The sequence below is a fragment of the Allobosea caraganae genome (assembly GCF_003351345.1).
Lineage (GTDB): Bacteria > Pseudomonadota > Alphaproteobacteria > Rhizobiales > Beijerinckiaceae > Allobosea > Allobosea caraganae.
In genome coordinates this window covers 219,290-239,839 of record NZ_QQTO01000007.1, presented here as the reverse complement: position 1 = coordinate 239,839, position 20,550 = coordinate 219,290, and the positions used below count along the sequence as shown (strand labels likewise).

17 protein-coding genes are annotated in these 20,550 nt (G+C 67.3%); 5 read left to right on the top strand and 12 right to left on the bottom strand.

Annotation, left to right across the window (positions count from 1 at the left end; genetic code table 11):
* Window positions 1-17: 17 nt before the first annotated feature.
* Window positions 18-857 (bottom strand): FkbM family methyltransferase, encoded by an 840-nt coding sequence (locus tag DWF00_RS03835; protein WP_181832717.1) that lies wholly within the window; start codon window positions 855-857, stop codon window positions 18-20.
* Window positions 858-986: 129 nt separating this feature from the next.
* Window positions 987-1,700, bottom strand: a complete 714-nt coding sequence (locus tag DWF00_RS03830; protein WP_114830076.1) for a DUF502 domain-containing protein — start codon at window positions 1,698-1,700, stop codon at window positions 987-989.
* A 142-nt stretch (window positions 1,701-1,842) separates the two neighbouring features.
* On the opposite strand from DWF00_RS03830, the gene DWF00_RS03825 reads away from it, so the two are divergent.
* The gene (locus DWF00_RS03825) at window positions 1,843-2,241 is read left to right on the top strand and encodes a YbaN family protein (RefSeq protein WP_245973737.1); all 399 of its coding nucleotides are present in this window, start codon (window positions 1,843-1,845) and stop codon (window positions 2,239-2,241) included.
* Between the two features lie 4 nt (window positions 2,242-2,245).
* Here the strand turns inward: DWF00_RS03825 and glmS are convergent, their stop codons facing one another.
* Both glmS and glmU read right to left on the bottom strand, forming a co-directional pair.
* Window positions 2,246-4,072 carry a glutamine--fructose-6-phosphate transaminase (isomerizing) gene (gene glmS / locus DWF00_RS03820; RefSeq protein WP_114830074.1) on the bottom strand — a complete coding sequence of 609 codons (1,827 nt, stop codon included), beginning with the start codon at window positions 4,070-4,072 and terminating at the stop codon, window positions 2,246-2,248.
* Window positions 4,073-4,180: 108 nt separating this feature from the next.
* On the bottom strand, window positions 4,181-5,551 hold the full coding sequence (gene glmU, locus DWF00_RS03815) for a bifunctional UDP-N-acetylglucosamine diphosphorylase/glucosamine-1-phosphate N-acetyltransferase GlmU (RefSeq protein ID WP_114830167.1): 1,371 nt from the start codon (window positions 5,549-5,551) through the stop codon (window positions 4,181-4,183).
* Window positions 5,552-5,886: 335 nt separating this feature from the next.
* Here glmU and DWF00_RS03810 point away from each other — a divergent pair, with 335 nt between their 5' ends.
* A complete protein-coding gene (locus tag DWF00_RS03810; RefSeq protein WP_245973736.1) occupies window positions 5,887-7,440 on the top strand; it encodes an OpgD/OpgG family glucan biosynthesis protein in 1,554 nt (517 codons plus the stop codon).
* 11 nt (window positions 7,441-7,451) lie between these two features.
* A complete protein-coding gene (mdoH, locus tag DWF00_RS03805) occupies window positions 7,452-9,611 on the top strand; it encodes a glucans biosynthesis glucosyltransferase MdoH (RefSeq protein WP_114830165.1) in 2,160 nt (719 codons plus the stop codon).
* A 125-nt stretch (window positions 9,612-9,736) separates the two neighbouring features.
* Here the strand turns inward: mdoH and DWF00_RS03800 are convergent, their stop codons facing one another.
* The 8 genes from DWF00_RS03800 to tpiA all read right to left on the bottom strand — a co-directional run bounded on the left by DWF00_RS03800 (window position 9,737) and on the right by tpiA (window position 16,929).
* Window positions 9,737-10,162, bottom strand: coding sequence for a DUF350 domain-containing protein (locus DWF00_RS03800; RefSeq protein WP_245973735.1), 426 nt, complete (start codon window positions 10,160-10,162; stop codon window positions 9,737-9,739).
* A 33-nt stretch (window positions 10,163-10,195) separates the two neighbouring features.
* Complete coding sequence (locus DWF00_RS03795; protein WP_114830073.1) at window positions 10,196-11,071, bottom strand: VOC family protein; 876 nt, start codon at window positions 11,069-11,071, stop codon at window positions 10,196-10,198.
* 198 nt (window positions 11,072-11,269) lie between these two features.
* On the bottom strand, window positions 11,270-12,436 hold the full coding sequence (locus tag DWF00_RS03790) for a glutathionylspermidine synthase family protein (protein ID WP_114830072.1): 1,167 nt from the start codon (window positions 12,434-12,436) through the stop codon (window positions 11,270-11,272).
* A 1-nt stretch (window position 12,437) separates the two neighbouring features.
* Window positions 12,438-13,070, bottom strand: a complete 633-nt coding sequence (locus DWF00_RS03785; RefSeq protein ID WP_114830071.1) for a DUF1190 domain-containing protein — start codon at window positions 13,068-13,070, stop codon at window positions 12,438-12,440.
* A gap of 10 nt (window positions 13,071-13,080) precedes the next feature.
* Entirely contained in the window at window positions 13,081-13,482 is a 402-nt protein-coding gene (locus tag DWF00_RS03780; protein ID WP_114830070.1) for a DUF350 domain-containing protein, read from the bottom strand.
* Window positions 13,483-13,758: 276 nt separating this feature from the next.
* A complete protein-coding gene (locus DWF00_RS03775) occupies window positions 13,759-15,387 on the bottom strand; it encodes a CTP synthase (protein ID WP_114830069.1) in 1,629 nt (542 codons plus the stop codon).
* A gap of 194 nt (window positions 15,388-15,581) precedes the next feature.
* Window positions 15,582-16,001 (bottom strand): preprotein translocase subunit SecG, encoded by a 420-nt coding sequence (secG, locus tag DWF00_RS03770; RefSeq protein ID WP_114830068.1) that lies wholly within the window; start codon window positions 15,999-16,001, stop codon window positions 15,582-15,584.
* 166 nt (window positions 16,002-16,167) lie between these two features.
* Window positions 16,168-16,929 carry a triose-phosphate isomerase gene (gene tpiA, locus DWF00_RS03765; protein WP_114830067.1) on the bottom strand — a complete coding sequence of 254 codons (762 nt, stop codon included), beginning with the start codon at window positions 16,927-16,929 and terminating at the stop codon, window positions 16,168-16,170.
* 181 nt (window positions 16,930-17,110) lie between these two features.
* On the opposite strand from tpiA, the gene DWF00_RS03760 reads away from it, so the two are divergent.
* Window positions 17,111-19,021, top strand: coding sequence for a peptidylprolyl isomerase (locus tag DWF00_RS03760; protein ID WP_114830066.1), 1,911 nt, complete (start codon window positions 17,111-17,113; stop codon window positions 19,019-19,021).
* Window positions 19,021-20,535 carry an anthranilate synthase component I gene (gene trpE, locus DWF00_RS03755; protein WP_114830065.1) on the top strand — a complete coding sequence of 505 codons (1,515 nt, stop codon included), beginning with the start codon at window positions 19,021-19,023 and terminating at the stop codon, window positions 20,533-20,535. The genes DWF00_RS03760 and trpE overlap by 1 nt, the downstream gene beginning before the upstream one ends.
* Window positions 20,536-20,550 lie beyond the last annotated feature (15 nt).

The window sequence follows — 20,550 nt, the reverse complement described above, 5'->3', positions numbered from 1 at the left end:
CCGCAGCGCTCGTCGCCTCATGGAAACTGCGTGAGGACCGTCAGGCCGGTCGCCAGGTCGTCGAAGCTGCTCGCCTTCGGCAGGTTGCCCTGGAGCGGCGGGCGCGACGCGTGGTGGAAGATCAGGTTCGTGTCCCAGCCGGCGATGCCGAAGGGCGAGCGGGCGAAATTGTCCTGACGGTAGCGGCCGGCGATGTACCAGTGGCCGGTATAGCCGTGCCCGCCCAATTCCAGCATGCAGTCGTCGAAGCCTGCCCTGGTGTTGGCCTCGACGAAGATATAGGGGCGATGCCTGGTGATCAGCTCCCGCGCGCCGCGCAGCACGGCCGGCTCGAAGCCCTCCACGTCGATCTTGAGCAGGTCGATCCGGGACAGGGCCGCGATCTGGAGGTCCCTGTCGAGCTGGACCATCCTGACCGTCTCGCGCTGGACCGGGCCGGTAAAGCTCAGCTCGTTGCTGAAGCCGCGGCCGAGCGAGAAGGCGCCATAGTTCCAGGTGGCGTCATAGGAGCCGGTCTCGATCGAGATCAGCTCGTCGGTCTCGCCGACCGCCTCGTTGCGGGCAAAGACGTTCAGGCGGTTGTTGAGCGCGATATTGGCGCAGAGAATGTGGAAGATCGGCCGTTGCGGCTCGAAGCAATAGACCGCCCCCTCCTCGCAGATCCGCGAGATCGGCACTGCAAGCGTGCCCATATTGGTGCCGACCTCGATGCAGATTCCGTCGCGCGGCAGCAAGGTCTTGAACAGGTCGACCTCGGTTTCCGCCCACTCGCCGTACATGCTGACGTACTGGCTGATCAGGTCGCCGCGCAGGAGCAGGAACTTGCCCCACTTGCCCTCGCTCAAATAGGTCTGCACCTCGGCCTCGCCTGATTTGCCATCGCGGATCGTGAGCAAATCATCTGGCGGAAGCTTATGCCAAGGGAATAAAGCCCTCATCCCAAGGCATTTTCGTCCCGCGAATGCTGACGCAAGGTCAGATATAGCTCACTTCTGCGGCTCATCAGCCTGCGCCGCCTTGGGCTGCACCTCGCCCGGCTGGATCAGGCCGGCCGACATGACCAGCTTGGCGCCGTCCTCGACCGAGATCGAGAGCTCGACCACCTCCTTGCGCGGCAGATAGAAGAAGAAGCCGGTGGTCGGGTTCGGCGTGCAGGGCAGGAAGACGCCGATCTGCTCGTCGCCATCGGGCAAGGCGCCGGCGATCTCGGGCGCCGCCTCCTGCGCGATGAAGACGATCGACCACATGCCGGGCTGCGGGAATTGCACCATGCCGACCTTGCGGAACGAGGTGCCCGATTGCGAGAAGATGGTCTCGAAGACCTGCTTCACGCCCTTGTAGAGGCTGCGCACCACCGGCATGCGATTCAGGATCGCCTCGCCGGCATCCAGCAATGTGCGGCCGACGAGGTTGGCGGTGAGGAAGCCGAGCAGGGTCAGGCCGATCAGGCCGATGACGAGACCGAAGCCCGGGATCGAATAAGGCAAATAGGCCTCGGGCAGGTAGCTCGGCGGGATCAGCGCCTTCACCATCCCGTCGATCAGGCCGATGAACCACCAGGTCACCCAAAGCGTGATCGCCACGGGCCCGGCGATGACGAGGCCGGTGAGGAAATAGCGCCGCAGCCGCGTGCCGGCGCTGGGGCGCAACAGGTCCGGCTGAATGACGAGGCGGGGGTCGGGCGGGCCGGCAGCGTTCATGACAGTCCCGAAGACCTTCCCTGTAAGACCCTGCCCGATAGAGAGCCTTGTCTCGACGGCCCCGTGCCGCGATATGAGCAGGATAGCCGAGCGGCAGGCGCTGACCAGCCCTGCCTTGGGTGAATTTCAGGCAAGGACCCACGTGAGCGACGCACCCGGGCACGGATCAGGATGGCGCCGCGCCCTGCTGCTGGCCGCGGGCTGGGTCTTCACCGCGCTCGGCGTGATCGGGCTCATCCTGCCGCTGATGCCGGGCACGGTCTTCCTGATCGCCGCCGCCTGGTGCTTTTCGCGGTCGTCGCCGCGTTTCGAGGCCTGGCTGCTGGGGCATGAGCGGCTCGGGCCGCACGTGCTGCGCTGGCGCGAGAGCGGCGTGATCGACCGCAAGGCGAAGCTGATCGCCTGCAGCTCGATGCTGCTGAGCTTCGGGTTGGTGGCGCTGACTTCGGCGCCGCCGATCGCGCTCTGGGCGACCGGGCTCTGCCTGCTGGCGTCTGGCGCCTATGTCGCGAGCCGGCCGGAGCCGGCCCGCGAGGAGTGAGGCGCTACTCGACCGTGACGGATTTGGCCAGGTTGCGCGGCTGGTCGACGTCCTTGCCCATGAAGACAGCCGTCTGATAGGCGATCATCTGGATCGGCAGGGCGTAGACGATCGGCGCGAAGAGCGGGTCCATGTCGGGCATCACGATCGTCGCCTCAGGCGTGATGCCGCATTCGGCCGCGCCCCTGGCGTCGGTGATGAGGATGATGCGGCCACCGCGGGCCGCGACCTCCTGCATGTTCGACGCCGTCTTCTCGAAGAGCGCGTCGTGCGGAGCGATGACGATCACCGGCATGGCCTCGTCGATCAGCGCGATCGGCCCGTGCTTGAGCTCGCCCGCCGGATAACCTTCGGCGTGGATGTAGCTGATTTCCTTGAGCTTCAACGCACCTTCCAGCGCCATCGGGAAGCTCGTGCCGCGGCCGAGATAGAGCACGTCGCGGGCCTTGGAGAGTTCGCGGGCGAGCGCCTCGATCTGCGGCTCCAGTTCCAGCGCCTTGGCCATCAGGCCGGGCAGCGCGATCAGGTTCTGGACGTGCCTGGCCTCGTCCTCGGCGGTGATCGCGCCGCGGGCCCGGGCGGCGGCGAGCGCGAGGCAGGCCAGCGTGGTCAGCTGGCAGGTGAAGGCCTTGGTCGAGGCGACGCCGATCTCGGGGCCGGCCAGCGTCGGGGCGACGACGTCGCTCTCGCGGGCGATGGTCGAGGTCGTGACGTTGACGACCGAAAGCACGTGCTGCTGTTCCTGGCGGGCATAGCGCAGGCAGGCCAGCGTGTCGGCGGTCTCGCCCGATTGCGAGACGAAGAGCGCCAGCCCGTCCTTCGGCAGCGGCGCCTCGCGATAGCGGAACTCGGAGGCGACATCGATCTCGACCGGCAGGCGGGCGAGCTTCTCGAACCAGTATTTCGCGGTCAGCCCGGCATAATAGGCCGTGCCGCAGGCCGAGACCGAGAGGCGCGACAGCGCCTGCCAGTCGAACTTGGCCTCGAAGGGCAGACGGACCTTGCCGGCGACCATGTCGAGATATTGCGTCAGCGTGTGGCCGACGACCTCGGGCTGCTCGTAGATCTCCTTCGCCATGAAATGGCGGTGGTTGCCCTTCTCGACCAGGAAGGCGCCGGCGGCGACGCGCTGCGCCCGGCGCGTGACGGGCTTATTGGCCTTGTCGAAGAAGCTCGCCCCCTTGCGGTTGAGGACGACCCAGTCGCCCTCCTCCAGATAGGCGATCAGGTTGGTGAAGGGCGCCAGCGCCAGCGCATCCGAGCCCAGGTACATCTCGCCGTCGCCGATGCCGACCGCGAGCGGCGAGCCGCGGCGGGCGCCGATCAGCAGGTCTTCCTCGCCCTGGAACAGGAAGGCGAGCGCAAAGGCGCCGCGCAGCAGCGGCAGGCTGGCGCCGACCGCGGCGGCGGCATCCTTGCCCCGATCCATCTCGCGGGTGACGAGATGGGCGACGACCTCGGTGTCGGTCTCGGTCTGGAAGACGTGGCCGTCGGCTTCGAGCTCGGCGCGAAGTTCGCGGAAGTTCTCGATGATGCCGTTATGGACCACCGCGAGCCGCTCGGTCGCGTGCGGGTGGGCATTAGTCTCGTTGGGCTTGCCATGCGTCGCCCAGCGGGTGTGGCCGATGCCGATCAGGCCTTCGAGCGGTTCGTTGGAGAGGCGGATCTCGAGGTTCTTGAGCTTGCCCTCGGCGCGGCGGCGGGTCAGCAGACCGCCTTCGAGCGTCGCGACACCGGCGGAATCATAGCCGCGATATTCGAGCCGCCGGAGCGCCTCGACCACCTGCGTCGCCACGGCTTCCTTGCCCAGAATTCCGACGATACCGCACATAAGCGAACCTCATTCGTGATTGCCGTTGCCGGTTCGTTTAGCGGGCAACGGCACAAACGCCCAATCACGATGAATGTCCAACTATGAACGGAGGCTTGCCGCGCTCATCTAATCCTTGGTTTTGGCCGCGTTTTTCTTCTTTTCCTGCGATTCGGCGCGGAAGCTCTTGGCCCAGCCCTCGCGCTCGACTTGCCGACCGCGGCCGATCGCCAGTGCGTCGGCTGGAACGTCGCGGGTGATCACCGAGCCCGAGCCGATATAGGCGCCGTCCCCGATCGTCACCGGCGCGACCAGCGAGGAGTTCGAGCCGACGAAGGCGCCGATGCCGATCGTGGTGCGGCTCTTCAGGAAGCCGTCGTAATTACAGGTGATCGTGCCGGCGCCGATGTTGGAATCGGCGCCGACGCTGGCATCGCCGATATAGGTCAGGTGGTTGACCTTGACGCCCTCGCCGAGATCGGCGGCCTTGATCTCCACGAAATTGCCGACGCGCGCCTTCCGGCCGAGCTTTGCTCCCGGGCGCAGCCGGCCATAGGGGCCGACGCTGGCCTGCGGGCCGACTTCGGCCCCCTCCAGATGCGAGAAGGCGTGGATGACGGCCTCGTCGGCGACGCTGACGCCCGGGCCGAAGACGACATTGGGTTCGATCAGCACGTCCTGGCCGATCTTCGTGTCATGGCTGAAGAACACCGTCTCGGGTGCGATCAGCGTGGCGCCGCCGGCCATCACCTCCAGCCGCTTGCGGCGCTGGAACTCCGCTTCGGCGGCGGCGAGCTGGGCCCGGTCGTTGACGCCCTGGACCTCGCTCTCGGGCGCCACATGCGCGACGGTCTTCAGGCCCTTCGAGCCCGCGATCGAAATGGCTTCGGTCAGGTAGTATTCGTTCTGGGCGTTGACGTTGCCGATCGCCTCCAGGATCGCCAGTGCATGGCGGCCGTCGAGTGCCATCAGCCCGGCAAAGCAGAGCGTGATCCCGCGCTCGGCCTCGCTGGCATCCTTGTGCTCGACGATGGCCTTGAGCTCGCCGTGCTCGATCACCATCCGGCCATAGCCGGTCGGGTCGCGGGCCTCGAAGCCGAGCGCAGTGATCTGCGCGCCACCGGCCAGCGCCGCGCGCAAGGCCTCATAGGTTTGCGGGCGCAGCAGCGGCGTATCGGCGAAGGCGACGAGGACATCGTCATAACCCCGGGCCAACGCCTCGCGTGCCGCCAGTACGGCGTGCGCAGTGCCTCGGCGCTCGGCCTGGACAACGATTTCAGCTGAAGGCAGCAGCGCCTTGGCCTCGGCCGCGACCTCGGGCCGGTCGGGCCCGACCACGATCACGACCGCGTCGGCGCCCGCTGCCGAGACCGCGGCGATGGCGTGGCCGAGCAGCGAACGGCCTGCGACCTGATGCAGCACCTTCGGGCGCTGCGATTTCATCCTGGTACCCTCGCCCGCGGCGAGGATCACCGCCAGACAGGTCCGGCCGGGCTGCATTTCGGTCATGATTCTAGGCTTTCCTGCAGACTTGCCTTCAATTCAGCGCCTCGTTCACGGTCGGACGGATCAATCCGGCGCATGCTGGCGTTGCGGTAGGGGTGGATAGCCGATCCCGACCGCATTTGCCAAAACTCAAGAGATTGTCAGCCGGCATACACCTTCGCCGTGACAGAGTGGATAAACCCTTCCGGAGCCGGAGCGAAAGCGCTGCCCCACCTGCCCAGTTTTTGCACTTTCGTCACCGTGACCGCTTTTCACCTAGACGCGAAATGCTCTAGAAGCGCAGGGGGCTGAGGGGCCGCCCGTCTATGTTGGATATGATGTCGAAATCCTTGAATCGCCGACAGTTTCTGGAGAGTGCCGCGTGCGGTCTCGCTGCTGCGCCACTCCTCGGCGCCAGCGCCGCCCAGGCCCAGCAGCCGGGCTGGGCCGCCGCCGTGCAGTCGGTGATCGCAGAGGGCCAGCGCTTCGATCCTTCGCTGGTGGTCGAAGCCGCCCGGATGCTGTCGCGCAAGCCGACGATTCCCACCGTCACCACCGACCTGCCGGACGGCTACGCGACCTTGCCCTTCGACCAGTTCGTCGGGATTCGGGCCCAGCCCAGCGGGATGATCTGGGCCGGCGAGAATCGCGGCTTCACGGTGGAGCCGCTGCATCGCGGCTACGTCTTCTCGGCGCCGGTCAGCCTGTTCACGGTCGAGGACGACACGGTGCGCCGCGTCACCTTCGACCGCAGCAAGTTCGACTACGGGCGGGTGACGCCGCCCCCAGTCAATGTCGACCTGCAATTTTCCGGCTTCCGCATCGCGGCCGGGCATGAGCGGCCCTACGAGGTCGCGATCTTCCAGGGCGCGACCTTCTTCCGCTCGCTGGCGCGCGGCCAGAATTTCGGCGCGCTGGCGCGGGCGCTGATCCTGCGGCCGGGCGAGCAGCGTGGCGAGGAGATCCCGTTCTTCCGCGCCTTCTGGATCGAGCGGCCGAGCCCGGCTTCGGGCTTCATCGTGATCCACGCCCTGCTCGATTCGGAGAGCCTGACCGGCGCGGTGCGGATGACGCTGCGCCCCGGCGACGTCACCTTCATCGATGTCGAGATGACGCTCTTTGCCCGGCAGGTGCTCGACCATGTCGGCTTCGGCTGCACCATGGGCACCTTCCTCTCCGGCCCGCAGAGCCGGCGCACCTTCGACGAGCTGCGCCCGTCGATCCACGAGGTCTCCGGCGTACAGATGCTGACCGGCGGCGGCGAATGGATCTACCGGCCGGTCAACAACCCGGCCGCCCTGCAGGTCTCCTCCTTCGTCGACACGAATCCGCGCGGCTTCGGCCTCGTCCAGCGCGAGCGCGACCCCGGCGCCTTCCAGGATGACGACCAGCGCTTCGAATTGCGGCCCAGCGTCTGGATGGAGCCGCTCGGCGAATGGGGCGCCGGCTCGGTCCAGTTGATCGAGATCCCCAGCGATTCCGAGCTCAACGACAACATCATCGCCTATTGGCGGCCGCGCCAGGCGATCGCGGCGGGCTCCGAGACCACTGTCGCCTATCGCCAGGCCTGGTGCTGGCAGCCGCCGGAGCGGCCGGCCCCGCTCGCCACAGTAACGCGCATCCGCCAGGGGCGCGGCAGCCAAGGCCGGCGCCGGCGCTTCTCGGTCGAGTTCAGCGGCGACAAGCTCGCCGATGCCGGCATCGTCGCGGCGACGCGCGCCAACATCACCGCGACGCCCGGCTCCGTGCAGGGCCTGCGGCTCTGGCCCTATCCCGAGCGCAAGAGCATGCGCGTCGGCTTCGAGATCGATCCCGGCACCGACAACCTGTCGGAGCTCCGCCTCGTGCTCGAGGCCGGCGGCCAGCCCGTCTCCGAAACCTGGCTGGACCGATGGACATGGTGACCGGCACCGCCATGCGCGCGGCCGAGCTGGCCGCGCCGCCCGCTCCGGCCGTGGTGGAGCCGGCGACGCCGCCGGAGAGCCGTCTGGTGATGCCGGTGCAATCGTTTCGGAGCTGGAACGGCTCGGAGCGGCGCAAGCCCGCCGCGCCGCGCGACTGGACGACGCCCTGGCTGAAGCGCCTCTTCGTCTTCGGCGGCGGCATGGCGCTCACCGCCTATGGCGCCTGGGAAATGTACCATGTCGTGTCGGTCAGCCGCACGACCTTGCTCCAGTACGCCTTGCTCGTGCTGTTCACGATCAACTTCTCGTGGATCGCGCTCGCCTTCACCAGCGCCCTGCTCGGCTTCTTCGGGCTCCTCACAGGAGCCGGCAAGGCCGGCCGGGCGGAGAGCCTGCAGCATCGCACCGTCGTGGTGATGCCGATCTACAACGAGTCGACCGCGCGCACCTTCGCGGCGCTGGCGGCGATCCGCGAATCGGTCGAGGCCACCGGCCTGGGCGAGCATTTCGACTATTTCATCGTCTCCGACACGACCAACCCCGACGTCTGGATCGCCGAGGAGCGCGCCTTCCTGGCGCTGCGCGAGCGGCTCGGGCCGGATTCGCGCGTCTACTACCGGCACCGGCCGAAGAACCATCACCGCAAGGCCGGCAACATCGCCGATTTCGTCACGCGCTGGGGCGGGCACTACGAGCACATGGTCGTGCTCGATGCCGACAGCCTGATGACCGGCACCTGCATCGTCCGCCTCGCCGCCGCGATGGAGGCAGATCCCGATTCCGGCATCATCCAGTCGTTGCCGCTGATCATCAACCGCAACACCTTCTTCGCCCGGCTGCAGCAATTCGCGGCGCGGGTCTACGGGCCGGTGATCGCGACCGGGCTCGCGATGTGGTCGGGCCGCGACGGCAACTACTGGGGCCATAACGCGATCATCCGCACCCGGGCCTTCGCCGAGCATTGCGGCCTGCCCGACCTCAAGGGCAAGCCGCCCTTCGGCGGCCACGTGCTCAGCCACGACTTCGTCGAGGCCGCCCTGATGCGGCGCGCCGGCTGGTCGGTCTACATGCTGCCCGACCTGACGGGGTCCTACGAGGAGAGCCCGCCCTCGCTGATCGACATCTCCGTGCGCGACCGGCGCTGGGCCCAGGGCAACCTCCAGCATTCGCGCATCATCGGCGCCAAGGGCTTCGTCTGGTCGACGCGCCAGCATTTCGCCACCGGCATCATGGGCTATGTCGCCTCGCCGTTCTGGCTGATGCAGCTGGTGGTCGGCATCCTGATCGTGCTGCAGGTCAACTACGCGCGTCCCGAGTACTTCACGCAGGAGTTCACGCTCTTCCCGGTCTGGCCGCGGTTCGACCCCGAACGAGCCTTGAACCTGTTCGCGCTGACCATGGCGATCCTGCTCGCGCCAAAGTTCTTCGGCATCCTGCTGACGCTGTTCCATACCAGGCTCAGGCGGGCCTGCGGCGGCGGCATCAGGCTCATCCTCTCGGCGCTGCTGGAGATCCTGTTCTCGGCCTTCTTCGCGCCGATCATGATGCTGATCCAGTCGGGCTCGGTCTTCCAGATCCTGCTCGGGCGCGATACCGGCTGGAACCCGCAGCGGCGCGACGACGGCTCGATCCCGTTCAAGGACATCGTCCGGCGCCACCGCATGCACACGGCGCTCGGCCTGCTCGCCGGCATCTCGGCCTTCATGATCGCGACCTCGCTCTTCGCCTGGATGTCGCCGACGATCGTCGGCTTGGTGCTGGCGATCCCGCTGTCTTGGGCCTCGGGCCAGCTTGCGCTCGGGCTCTGGCTGAAGCGGCACAAGCTGCTGGTGACGCCGGAGGAAGGCGATCCGCCGGCGATCGCGACCCGCGCCAACGCGCTGCAGGCCGAGTTCGCCAAGGCCGGCTATGACGATGCCTGCGGGCTGACGGCGCTGCATGCCGAGCCGCAACTGCGCGCCGCGCATGAGGCGATGCTGCCGGAAGGGCTGAACCGCCGCCGTGGCGAGATCGAGCCCGACCGCGCCGTCGCGCAGGCCAAGCTGGTCGATGCAGAGACGGTCGAGGAAGCCTCGATCTGGCTGAAGCCGAAGGAGCGCATGGTCGTGCTGCACGACCGGGCGCTGATCGGGCTGCTCGCCTCGCTGCCGCCGGAGAAGGCGGAAGCCTGATTTGCTCTGCCTGAGTGGCGCCCTCCCCGTCGTTGCGAGCGCAGCGAAGCAATCCAGGGGGCTCGCTCACCCGGTCCCCCTGGATTGCTTCGTCGCTTCGCTCCTCGCAATGACGGCGAGGTTTGTCAGAAGGTCATCGTCGCCGCGTTGATGACGCCTGCGGCGAGCGAGGCCGCGCCGAGGAAGAGCGCGGCCGCAAGCTCGCCGGCCGCGATCCGGCCCGAGAGGTTCGGCAGCACCAGCCTGACCAGCACGTAGACCAGAAGCTGCACCACCAGCGCGACGATGCCCCAGACGGTCAAGTCGATGATCGTGGTCGAGTGGACCACCGCGCTCGACAAAGGCAATGCGAAGCCGATCAGGCTCAGGCCGAGCGAGAGCGCCGCAGCGATGTTGTTGCGCCGGATCAGCCCGAACTCGTTATGGGACGTGGCGAGCGTGTAGACGAGGAGGTAGACGGCGACGAGGCCGAGCGCGACCGAAAAGAACAGCGCGAAATCCGGCAGTCGCGCCAAAGCCTGGCCAAAGATCACTGAGCTTCCCTCGTCCATCAGGTTCACCCGCTCGACGCGCGATCCTGCACGTCACCCAGCCTCGAACGCAACCATGCAGCCCATGGCGGCGTATGAGGGCACCACGATCCTCTCACCCACCTGCAACGCCGGGATGTCGCCGGCGGCGAGAAGGCTGCGCACGCGAGCGAGATCCGGAACCGTGACGACGAAGCCGGCGAAACGTGGCCCCGCCGCCCCCTCCTCGCCGGCAAAGAGCTGGAAGGCGGCGTGCGGCGTCAGGATGTCGAGGCGGCCGCGCGGCAGCGGCGCGCTGACGCCGAGCGAGTTGGACTTCAGGCTGCGCTCGCCGGTGAAGGCAGAAAGAAAGATGTGATGGTCGGTCGGATTCTCGGCGACCATGACCGCGGCGGCGAGACCCGTCGTGCCGTTCGGATGCTGCTGGAAGGCCAGGTTCCAGAAATTCTGCGGCTCATGCTGCTGGCAGGTGAAGAAGCCGCATTCCGGCGCGCGCCCGTTCTCGGCGAAGGCGAGCGAGAAGGCGACCCGGACCTCGCTGCCATCGGGGCGTTTCGCCTGGCGCTCGAAAAAGAACGGCTCGAAGTCGCCGATCTCCCTTTCCTTGAAAACGCCGGCATCGGCTAAGGCGTCTTTGCTCTCGAGCACGAGCATCGACATGCCCTCGCCCCGCGCCAGCGCGTCGCGGACGAAGGCACCGAAGGAGAAGCGATGCGGCTGATGCGGCGGGATCGCGCCGGGATCGCCGACCGTGACCAGTTCGAGGAAGGCGCCGGGGAACTGGACGATGCGGTTCTCGGTGCCCCAGGGATGGCGGTTGCGCGCGCCGACGCGGAAACCAAGGTGCTCGTAGAGCCGGCCGGCGGCGTCGAGGTCGCGAACGCCGATGACGAGATGGTCGAGGCCGCGGGGCCGGTTGGGCTCGGTCATGTCGGGAATCGCTAGAGCATGATGCCGAAAAGTGGGCACCGGTTTTCGGACGACATCATGCTCTAACTCTTTGATGAGAGACGGATTCAGATTTCAGATGGGATCGCTTTGCGATTCCATCTGAAATCATCCGGCTCTAGGGTTCGGAGCCGCTCGCGGCGGTTTGCTCAACTGTCGTAGCAAGCTTTCGCGAGGCGGTCACGGCTCGATATAGTGCGGCAGGAAGCGCGAGGTGTTCTTGGTGATCGGCGTCGTATCCTCGCGGATGCAGAGCCCGCAAGGCTCCGAGGCGACCAGCCAGGAGCCGAGCACGGCGTAGTTGCCGTCGAAGGATGCCAGCGTGGCGGCGTCCTGCAGGATATGCCCTTCGGCGCCATAGGGGCCGTCATCGCTGTCGAGCACCTTGCCGCGCTCAAACAGCTCGATATTGGCGCCCTCGCGCGAATAGAGCGGCTTGCGGACATGGCGGGGCGACAGCGAGGCGCAGCGCGGATCGCCCTCGAAGAAGGCCGGCAGCAGATTGGGATGGCCGGCCTCCATCTCCCAGAGGCAGGCGAGCAGACCCTTGTTCGAGAGGATCGCCTTCCAGGGCGGCTCGACGAACTGGCACTGCGCACCGGCCAGCGCGTTGGCGTAGTTCTCGCGGAAGAGCCATTCCCAGGGGTAGAGCTTGAACAGCGTCTCGATGGCGACGTTCGAGCCATCGCAGAACCTGCCATCCGTGAGCAGGCCGATCTCCTCGATATAGGTGAAGCGGGCGTCGAGCCCGGCCTGCACCGCGCAATCCTGCAAGTAGTCGACCGTGCCCTTGTCCTCGTTGCTGTTCTGGACGCAGGTCAGGTGCAGTCGATAGGGCGAGGGCTGGCGCAGCGCACCGAAGGCGGCGATCAGGCGCTCGTGCAGCGAGTTGAACTGGTCGCAGCCGGCGGGCAGCGCGTCGCGCGCCATCGCCTGCTCCAGCCAGTCCCATTGAACCACGCTCGATTCGAACAGGGCAGTCGGCGTATCCGCGTTGTATTCCAACAGCTTGGCCGGGCCTTTTCCGTCATAGGCGAGGTCAAGCCGGCCATAGAGATTGCGGTCGCCGCGCTGCCAGCTATCGCGAATGAACTGCCAATGCATGTCCGGAATGGCAAGCTTGGTCAGGATCTCCTCGCTGCCGAGCGCGCGCTCGATGAAGGCGAAGCAGAGCTGCTCGATCGCGCCGGTCGGCGCTTCGATGTCGCGCTCGATCTCCTCAAGCGTGAAGGCATAGGCGGCGCTCTCATCCCAATAGGTCTCGCCGTCGATCGTATGGAAGGCGAAGCCGAGGCGCTCGACCTCGGCCTGCCAGTTCGGGCGCGGAGCGAGCTTGATACGGCGCATCTCAGGACGACGACGAGGAGCTGTAAGAATGCGAGGTCGAGCCGAAGCCGCCGCGCGAGGAGACGCTCGTCGCCGTGGCGCTTCCCGGTGACGAGCCGGCGCGAGCAATGACCGTAGCGCCCGAGGAGGTCGAATAGGCGCGCGCCGAGGAGGACGAGGAGCTGCTGCTGCGATAGCCGCCGCCACCGCTGCTGCTGGACGACGAGGATGACGACGAGCGTGCCTGCTGGCAGCCCTCGGCCTGGCTGCCAGGCGGGCAGGCCTGGTTGGTTGGCGGCAGCAGGGGCTGGGCCGCGCCGCCACCCTGGGCGAAGCTGCGCGCCAGCATGATGCCGGCGAGTGCGGGAATGACGACCTGGGCGCCGTTCCAGACCGCGCTCTGGCAGCTGCCGCTGCCATATTCGGTCTCGCATTGGCTGGTGCTGGTGAACTTCTTGGCATCGCGGAGATGGTTGGCGGAGGCCTCGTTGAAGCGCTGCTCGCATTGGCTCGCGCTGAGCTGGCCGGCGGCGCGGCAATCGGCCAGCGAGTTGTAGACGAGGTTCTCGTCCGACGAATCGTCGCCGCGCGGCCAGAACGAGGCGACGAGCACGACGCCCACGGCGGCAAGTCCGATCTGGGTCGAGCGCTTCATCGCCCTGCCCTCAGATCGTCATGCTGGCGGCGGCCAGCGTGCCGCTGATCACGGCGATGACCGCGAGCATCGCGGCGGAGGGCAGCTTGTCCTCCTCGATCTTCTTGGAAAGCTCGGGGATCAGGAGGCGGGCCAGGCCGTAGACGGCGAACTGGATCAGCATCGCGGCGACGGCCCAGAGCACGCAATCGGGAATGCTGCTCGCCTGAGCGATCGCCTTTTCGAGCGGGATCGAGAAGCCGGCGAGGTTGCCGCCGAAGGCGACCGCAGCGGAGAGATTGCCGGCGCGAATCAGCGCGATCTCATCATGCGCAGTGAGTCGCAAATAGATCACCGCAAACCCGGCGATCAAGGCGCTGCCCACGCAGAAATACAGCAGAAATGCCGGCAAGCCGGCCATGGAGATCGTCATCGTGCCTGCCCCCAAGCCTTCGACTGATCGAATATTGCGGCAGACTATAAGCGGCCGGCGCGGTTTCGCCAGCGGGTATCGGGCAATTTGTTCGGGAGCCGCGTCCTTCCCTTCTCTCCCTGCGGGAGAAGGTGGCAGCGCGAAGCGCTGACGGATGAGGGGTCGCGCGACGATTGCAACATCGCGCGTGACGTCCTCGACATTCGGAAAGGGCAGCGCGACCCCTCATCCGCCCCTTCGGGGCACCTTCTCCCGCAAGGGGAGAAGGGAAGGCCGTCAGACCAACCGGCTCTGCACCACCGCCGCCTCGATGAAGCTGGCGAAGAGCGGGTGCGGCTCGAACGGGCGCGACTTCAGCTCGGGATGGTATTGCACGCCGATGAACCATGGATGGTCGGGATACTCGATCGTCTCCGGCAGCAAGCCATCCGGCGAGACGCCGCTGAACGCCATGCCCTTCTGCTCGAGCCGGTCGCGATAGGTCATGTTGACCTCGTAACGGTGGCGATGGCGCTCGGAGATCTCGGTCGAGCCGTAGATCTTGGCGATCTTCGAGCCGGGTTCGAGCTTCGAGGCGTAGGCGCCGAGCCGCATCGTGCCGCCGAGATTGCCGCCGGCGGCGCGCTGCTCGAGCTCGTTGCCGCGCATCCATTCGGTCATCAGGCCGACGACCGGCTCGTCCGTGGGGCCGAACTCGCTCGAATTGGCGTTCTCGATATGGGCGAGCGAGCGGGCGGCCTCGATCACCGCCATCTGCATGCCGAAGCAGATGCCGAAATAGGGCACCTTGCGCATTCTGGCGAAGGTTGCTGCCTTGATCTTGCCCTCGGCGCCGCGATGGCCGAAGCCGCCGGGCACCAGGATGCCGTGGACGTGGTCGAGGAAGGGCGCCGGGTCCTCCTTCTCGAAGACCTCCGACTCGATCCAGTCGAGGTTGACCTTGACCCGGTTGGCGATGCCGCCATGGGTCAGCGCCTCAATCAGCGACTTATAGGCGTCCTTCATGCCGGTATACTTGCCGACGACGGCGATGGTGACCTCGCCCTCGGGGTTCTTGACGCGCTCGGAGATGCGCTTCCAGCCGCTGATGTCGGGCTCGGCGCTGGCATCCATGCCGAAGGCGGCCAGGACCTCGTTGTCGAGCCCCTCGGCATGATAGGACAGCGGCACGTCGTAGATCGACGCGGCGTCGCGGGCCTCGATCACGGCGGTCTCGCGGACGTTGCAGAACAGCGCGAGCTTGCGGCGCTCCTCGCGCGGAATCTCGCGGTCGGTGCGGCAGAGCAGGATGTCGGGCTGGATGCCGATCGAGCGCAGCTCGGCGACCGAGTGCTGGGTCGGCTTGGTCTTCAGCTCGCCGGCGGTCGGGATATAGGGCAGCAGCGTCAGGTGAATGAAGATGCACTGGCCGCGCGGCAGCTGCTGGTTGACCTGGCGGATGGTTTCGAGAAACGGCAGGCTCTCGATGTCCCCGACCGTGCCGCCGATCTCGACCAGGGTGAAGTCATAGTCCTCGTTGCCGGTGAGGACGAATTCCTTGATCGCGTTGGTGACGTGCGGGACGACCTGGATGGTTGCGCCGAGATAGTCGCCGCGGCGCTCCTTGGTCAGGATGTCCATGTAGATGCGGCCGGTGGTGATGTTGTCGCCCCTATTGCAGGGCCGGCCGGTGAAGCGCTCGTAATGGCCGAGGTCGAGGTCGGTCTCGGCCCCGTCATCGGTCACGAAGACCTCGCCATGCTGATACGGGCTCATCGTGCCCGGATCGACATTGAGGTAGGGGTCGAGCTTGCGCAGGCGAACCGTGTGGCCGCGCGCTTGAAGGAGGGCTGCCAGAGCCGCCGCCGCCAGGCCTTTGCCAAGCGAGGACACCACGCCGCCGGTGATGAAAACGTACCGCGTCATGGGAGTTCTCCTCTAGACCCAGGTTTGCGATTCGCGAAGCGCCGGCGTGCAACACCGCCCTGCCCCGCACGCTTGTCCACAGCCTAGCCGCGCTGACGCATCGGCAGGCTCACACCAAAAGAAAAGGGCCGGTTTCCCGGCAGCTTTCCCACAAAAGAGAAGGGCCGGTTTCCCGGCCCCTGCCCTGTCGTCCGTTACTGCTGCGGCGCCGGGGGCGCCGATGGCGTCGGCGGTTGCGAGCCGCCGCTGCCTTGGTTCTGCATCTGCCGGAGCTGGTCGAGCACGCCGCCCTGCCCGCTGGCATTGGGGGCGCTCGGGCCGGTCGGCGCGGCAGGCGCAGTCGAGGCCGGCGCGCCATCGATGATCGAGCGCTGCGTGCGGCCCTGATTGGCCAGGATCGCGAGCGCGATCGAGGTCAGGAAGAAGGCGCCCGCCAGGATCGCAGTGGCGCGGGTCAGCGCGTTGGCCTGGCCGCGGCCGGTCATGAAGCCGCCGACGCCGCCTCCGCCGCCCGAGCCCATGCCGAGGCCGCCGCCTTCGGAACGCTGCAGCAGGACCACGCCGACGAGCGCGATCACGATGATCAGATGGATGACGATGAGAACGTTCTGCATGATCTCGCGAAATAGGTATGGCGCAGGCCGCCGCCAAGGGTGCCCGCGCCGCGTGCCGCCGGTAGCGGCTTCGGCGCGGCACATAGCACGCAGTTTCAGACTGTGCCACCCGGCAATTGCGTCATTCCTGCAACGGCCGGATTGCAGAGGCGTCAGGCGCAGGTTTTCAGACGCAAGCCTTGGCGATGGCCAGGAACTCCTCGGCCTTCAAACTCGCGCCGCCGACGAGCGCGCCGTCGACATTGGCGACGTTCATCAATTCGGCCGCGTTCGAAGGCTTGACCGAGCCACCGTAGAGCAAGCGCACGCCGGCCGCAGCGGCCTTGCCGAGCAGCTTGCCGAGCTCGGCGCGGATCGCCGCGTGCATCTCCGCGACATCCTGCGCCGTGGGCGTGAGCCCGGTGCCGATGGCCCAGACCGGCTCATAGGCGACGACCAATGTGGCGGCGCTCGCGCCATCCGGAACCGAGCCGCGAATCTGCCTGCGGACGATGGCGAGCGCCTTGCCGGCCTCGCGCTCCTCGCGGGTCTCGCCGACGCAGACGATCGGGACGAGCAATTCCTTCTGCGCGGCCTCGGCCTTGGCCTTCACGATCGCGTTGGTCTCGCCATGGAGCGTGCGGCGCTCGGAATGACCCACGATGGCATAGGTCGCGCCCGCGTCAGTCAGCATCGCGGCGGAGACCTCGCCGGTGAAGGCGCCGGAGCCTTGCGCGCTGCAATCCTGCCCGCCGGTGGCGATGCGCGAGCCGATCAGCGCGGCGCTCGCCATGAAAAGCAGGCTCGCGGGCGGGCAAATGGCGAGATCGACCTTGCCCTTCAGCTCCGGCGCGTAGCCCTTCGCCACCTCCGTCGCGACGGCGAGATCGGCCTTGAGCCCGTTCATTTTCCAGTTGCCGGCCACCAGTGGCCTGATGCTGCGCGTCACCTGCCGGATCTCCCTTTTTGTTGTCCGTTTTGCGTCTAGCAACGCCTAGCCGGCGCCGCAATCAGGCGGCAAGAGCACGCGGCGATTGCGGGCGGCACGATCGGTTCCTATAAGCGCCAACGATTAAAGCTGAAGGCTCACGCCGCGACCACGCGGCAGGACGCAGGAAAGAACGACTGACATGATGATGCAGCGCATCCGCAAGGCGGGCGAGACCTTCCTCGGCAAGCTTCTCATCGTCTTGATGTTCAGCGTTCTGATCGGCGCCTTCGCGATCTGGGGCGTCGGCGACATCTTCCGCGGCTATGGCCGCAACGAGGTCGCCAAGGTCGGCAAGGTGGAGATCGGCATCGAGCAGATGCGCACCGCCTACCAGAACGAGGTGCAAAACCTGACGCGCCAGCAGCGCCGGGCGATCACGCCTGAAATGGCCCGCGCGATCGGCCTCGACCGCCAGGTGCTGGCGAAGCTGCTGACCGAGGCGACGCTCGACCAGACGGCGCGCAACATGCGCCTCGCCGTCTCCGACGAGACGATCCGCAACCTCATCCTCGACGATCCGAACTTCCGCGATGCCTCCGGCAATTTCTCGGCGCCGCGCTTCAACGACCTGCTGCGCACCAACGGCTTCACCGAGCAGAGCTATGTGCGCACGCAGCGCGAGACGATCCTGCGCCAGGAGCTGGCCGAGATGGTCGTCGGCGCAGTGGGTGCGCCCGTCGCCCTGCAGGAGCTCGGCCACCGCCTGCGCAACGAGCGCCGCACCGTGACCTTCGCCAAGGTGCCGGCCAGCGCCGCCGGCGAGATCGCCGCGCCGGGCGAGGCGCAGCTCAAGACCTATTTCGAGGAACGCAAGACCTCGTTCCGCGCTCCGGAATACCGCAGCGCCAACCTGCTCGCGATCACGGCCGAGGCGCTGGCCAACCCTGCGACCATCGGCGACGACGAGGCCAAGGCGCGCTACGAGCAGATCAAGGCGCAGCGCTTCACCGCGCCCGAGCAGCGCACGATCCAGCAGATCAGCTTCCCCTCGCTGACGGACGCCCAGGCGGCCAAGGCCAAGATCGACGGCGGCGCGACCTATGAGTCGATCGCGGCCGAGCGCAACGTCGCCGAGAAGGACCTGACGCTCGGCACCTTCACCCGCCCGCAGGTCTTCGACGAGGCCGTGCGCAACGGCGCCTTCGAGCTTGCGGAAGGCGCGGTCAGCGCGCCGGTCGACGGCGCCTTCGGCCCGGTGCTGCTGCGCGTCACCAAGGTCGAGCCCGGGCATGTGCGGCCTTATGAGGAGGTCGCCGGCGAGGTGAAGGCCGAGATCGCCACCGGCAAGGCCTCGAGCCAGCTCACCGAGCTGCACGACAAGATCGAGGACCAGCGCGCCGCCGCCAAGCCGCTCGCCGAGATCGCCGCCGAGTTCAAGCTGAACCTGCGCGCGCTCGGCCCGGCCGACGCCCGCCTGCGCAAGCCCGACGGCACCCAGGAAGAGGCGCTGCCGGGCGGCGACAGCACGCTGCAGGCGATCTTCCGCTCCGATATCGGCGTCGACAACGAGGCGATCCGCCTACCGCGCGACGCCGGCTATGTCTGGTTCGACGTCACCAAGATCGATCCCTCGCGCGACCAGAGCTTCGACGAGGTCAAGGCGCAGGTCGAGGCGCAATGGCACGGCGACGAGGTCGCCAACAGGCTCTCGGCCAAGACCCGCGAGCTGGTGCAGAAGCTCGATGCCGGCGAGGCTTTCGAGGTCGTCGCGGCCGCGGCCGGGCTGACGATCGAGCAGGCGCAGGACCTGGGACGCCAGGACCAGAAGCCGGAGCTGCCAGCCAATGTCGTGACGCTGATCTTCGGCACCCCTGTCGGCAAGAGCAACTCCGCCGCAGCCGGCGACGGGCGCGTGCTGTTCAAGGTCGACAGCGCCACGGTGCCGCCCTATGCGCGCACCACGCAGGAGGCCGAGAACTTCGCCCGCCTGCTCGGCTCCAGCATCAGCGAGGACATGCTGACGGCCTATGTCGCCAAGCTGCAGGCCGATCTCGGCGTCTCGTTCAACGACGCCGCATTCAGGAACGCCACCGGCGGCACGACGAACTGATGCCGCTTCTCTCCGATTTCGAACGCTTCGCCGCGACCTATGACGCGGGCAACGTCCAGTTGCTGCGCCAGGCGCTGGTCGGCGATTGCGAGACGCCGGTCGCGGCCTTCCTGAAGCTGCGCCATGCCACGCAAGGGCCGGCCTTCCTGCTCGAATCGGTCGAGGGCGGCGCCGTGCGTGGCCGCTACTCGATGATCGGCATCGAGCCAGACGTGCTCTGGCGCTGCCACCACGGCGAGGCCTCGCTCTGCCGCACGGCGCTCGGCGAGAGCTTCCAGCCCGATCCGCGCCCGGCCTTCGAGAGCCTGCGCGCCCTGCTCGCCGAAAGCGCGATCCCGAGTGAGGACGACCTGCCGCCGATGGCGGCCGGCATCTTCGGCTATCTTGGCTACGACATGGTGCGCCTGATGGAGCGCCTGCCCGAACCCAAGGAGACCGGCACCGGCGTTCCCGACGCCATCCTGATGCGGCCGACGCTGATGGTGGTGTTCGATTCGGTGCGCGACGAGATCCATCTCGTCACCCCGGTCCGGCCGCAGGTCGGCGTTCCGGCGCGGGCCGCCTATGAGCGGGCGCAGGAGCGGCTCGACGCCGTGGTGATGGCGCTGGAGGGTCCCCTGCCCTCGGAGGCCGCGATCGACATCAGCGCCCTGCCCGAGCCCGCGGTCGTCTCGAATACGAGCGAGGCCGAGTTCCACGAGATGGTCGGCAAGGCGCAGGAGTACATCCGCGCCGGCGACATCTTCCAGGTCGTGCTGTCGCAGCGCTTCGAGGCGCCGTTCGCGCTGCCCTCCTTCGCGCTCTACCGGGCGCTGCGGCGGGTCAATCCGGCGCCCTTCCTGTGCTATCTCGACTTCGGCAGTTTCCAGATCGTCTGCTCCAGCCCGGAGATCCTGGTCCGGCTGCGCGACGACACCGTCACCATCCGCCCCATCGCCGGCACGCGGCGGCGCGGAGAGACGGCGCAGGAGGACGAGGCGCTGGCCGAGGAGCTGCTCGCCGATCCGAAGGAGCGGGCCGAGCACCTGATGCTGCTCGACCTCGGCCGCAACGATGTCGGCCGCGTCAGCAAGATCGGCACGGTGAAGGTGACGGATTCCTTCTTCATCGAGCGCTACAGCCAGGTCATGCACATCGTCTCGAATGTCGAGGGCGAAATCGATCCGCAGCATGACGCGCTCGCGGCGCTCGCGGCGGGCTTCCCGGCCGGCACGGTCTCGGGCGCGCCGAAGGTGCGGGCGATGGAGATCATCGACGAGTTTGAGCACGACGCGCGCGGCGCCTATGGCGGCTGCATCGGCTATTTCGGCGCCAATGGCGAGATGGACACCTGCATCGTGCTGCGCACCGCGGTGGTCAAGGATGGGCGCATGCACGTCCAGGCCGGCGCCGGCATCGTCTACGATTCCAACCCGGTCTCCGAGCAGCTTGAGTGCATCAACAAGGCCAAGGCCCTGTTCAAGGCGGCGGAAGAGGCGATCAGGTTCGCCTCGCGGGCCGGGCGGGGGCAGTAGCGGGAGCGCTCCGCT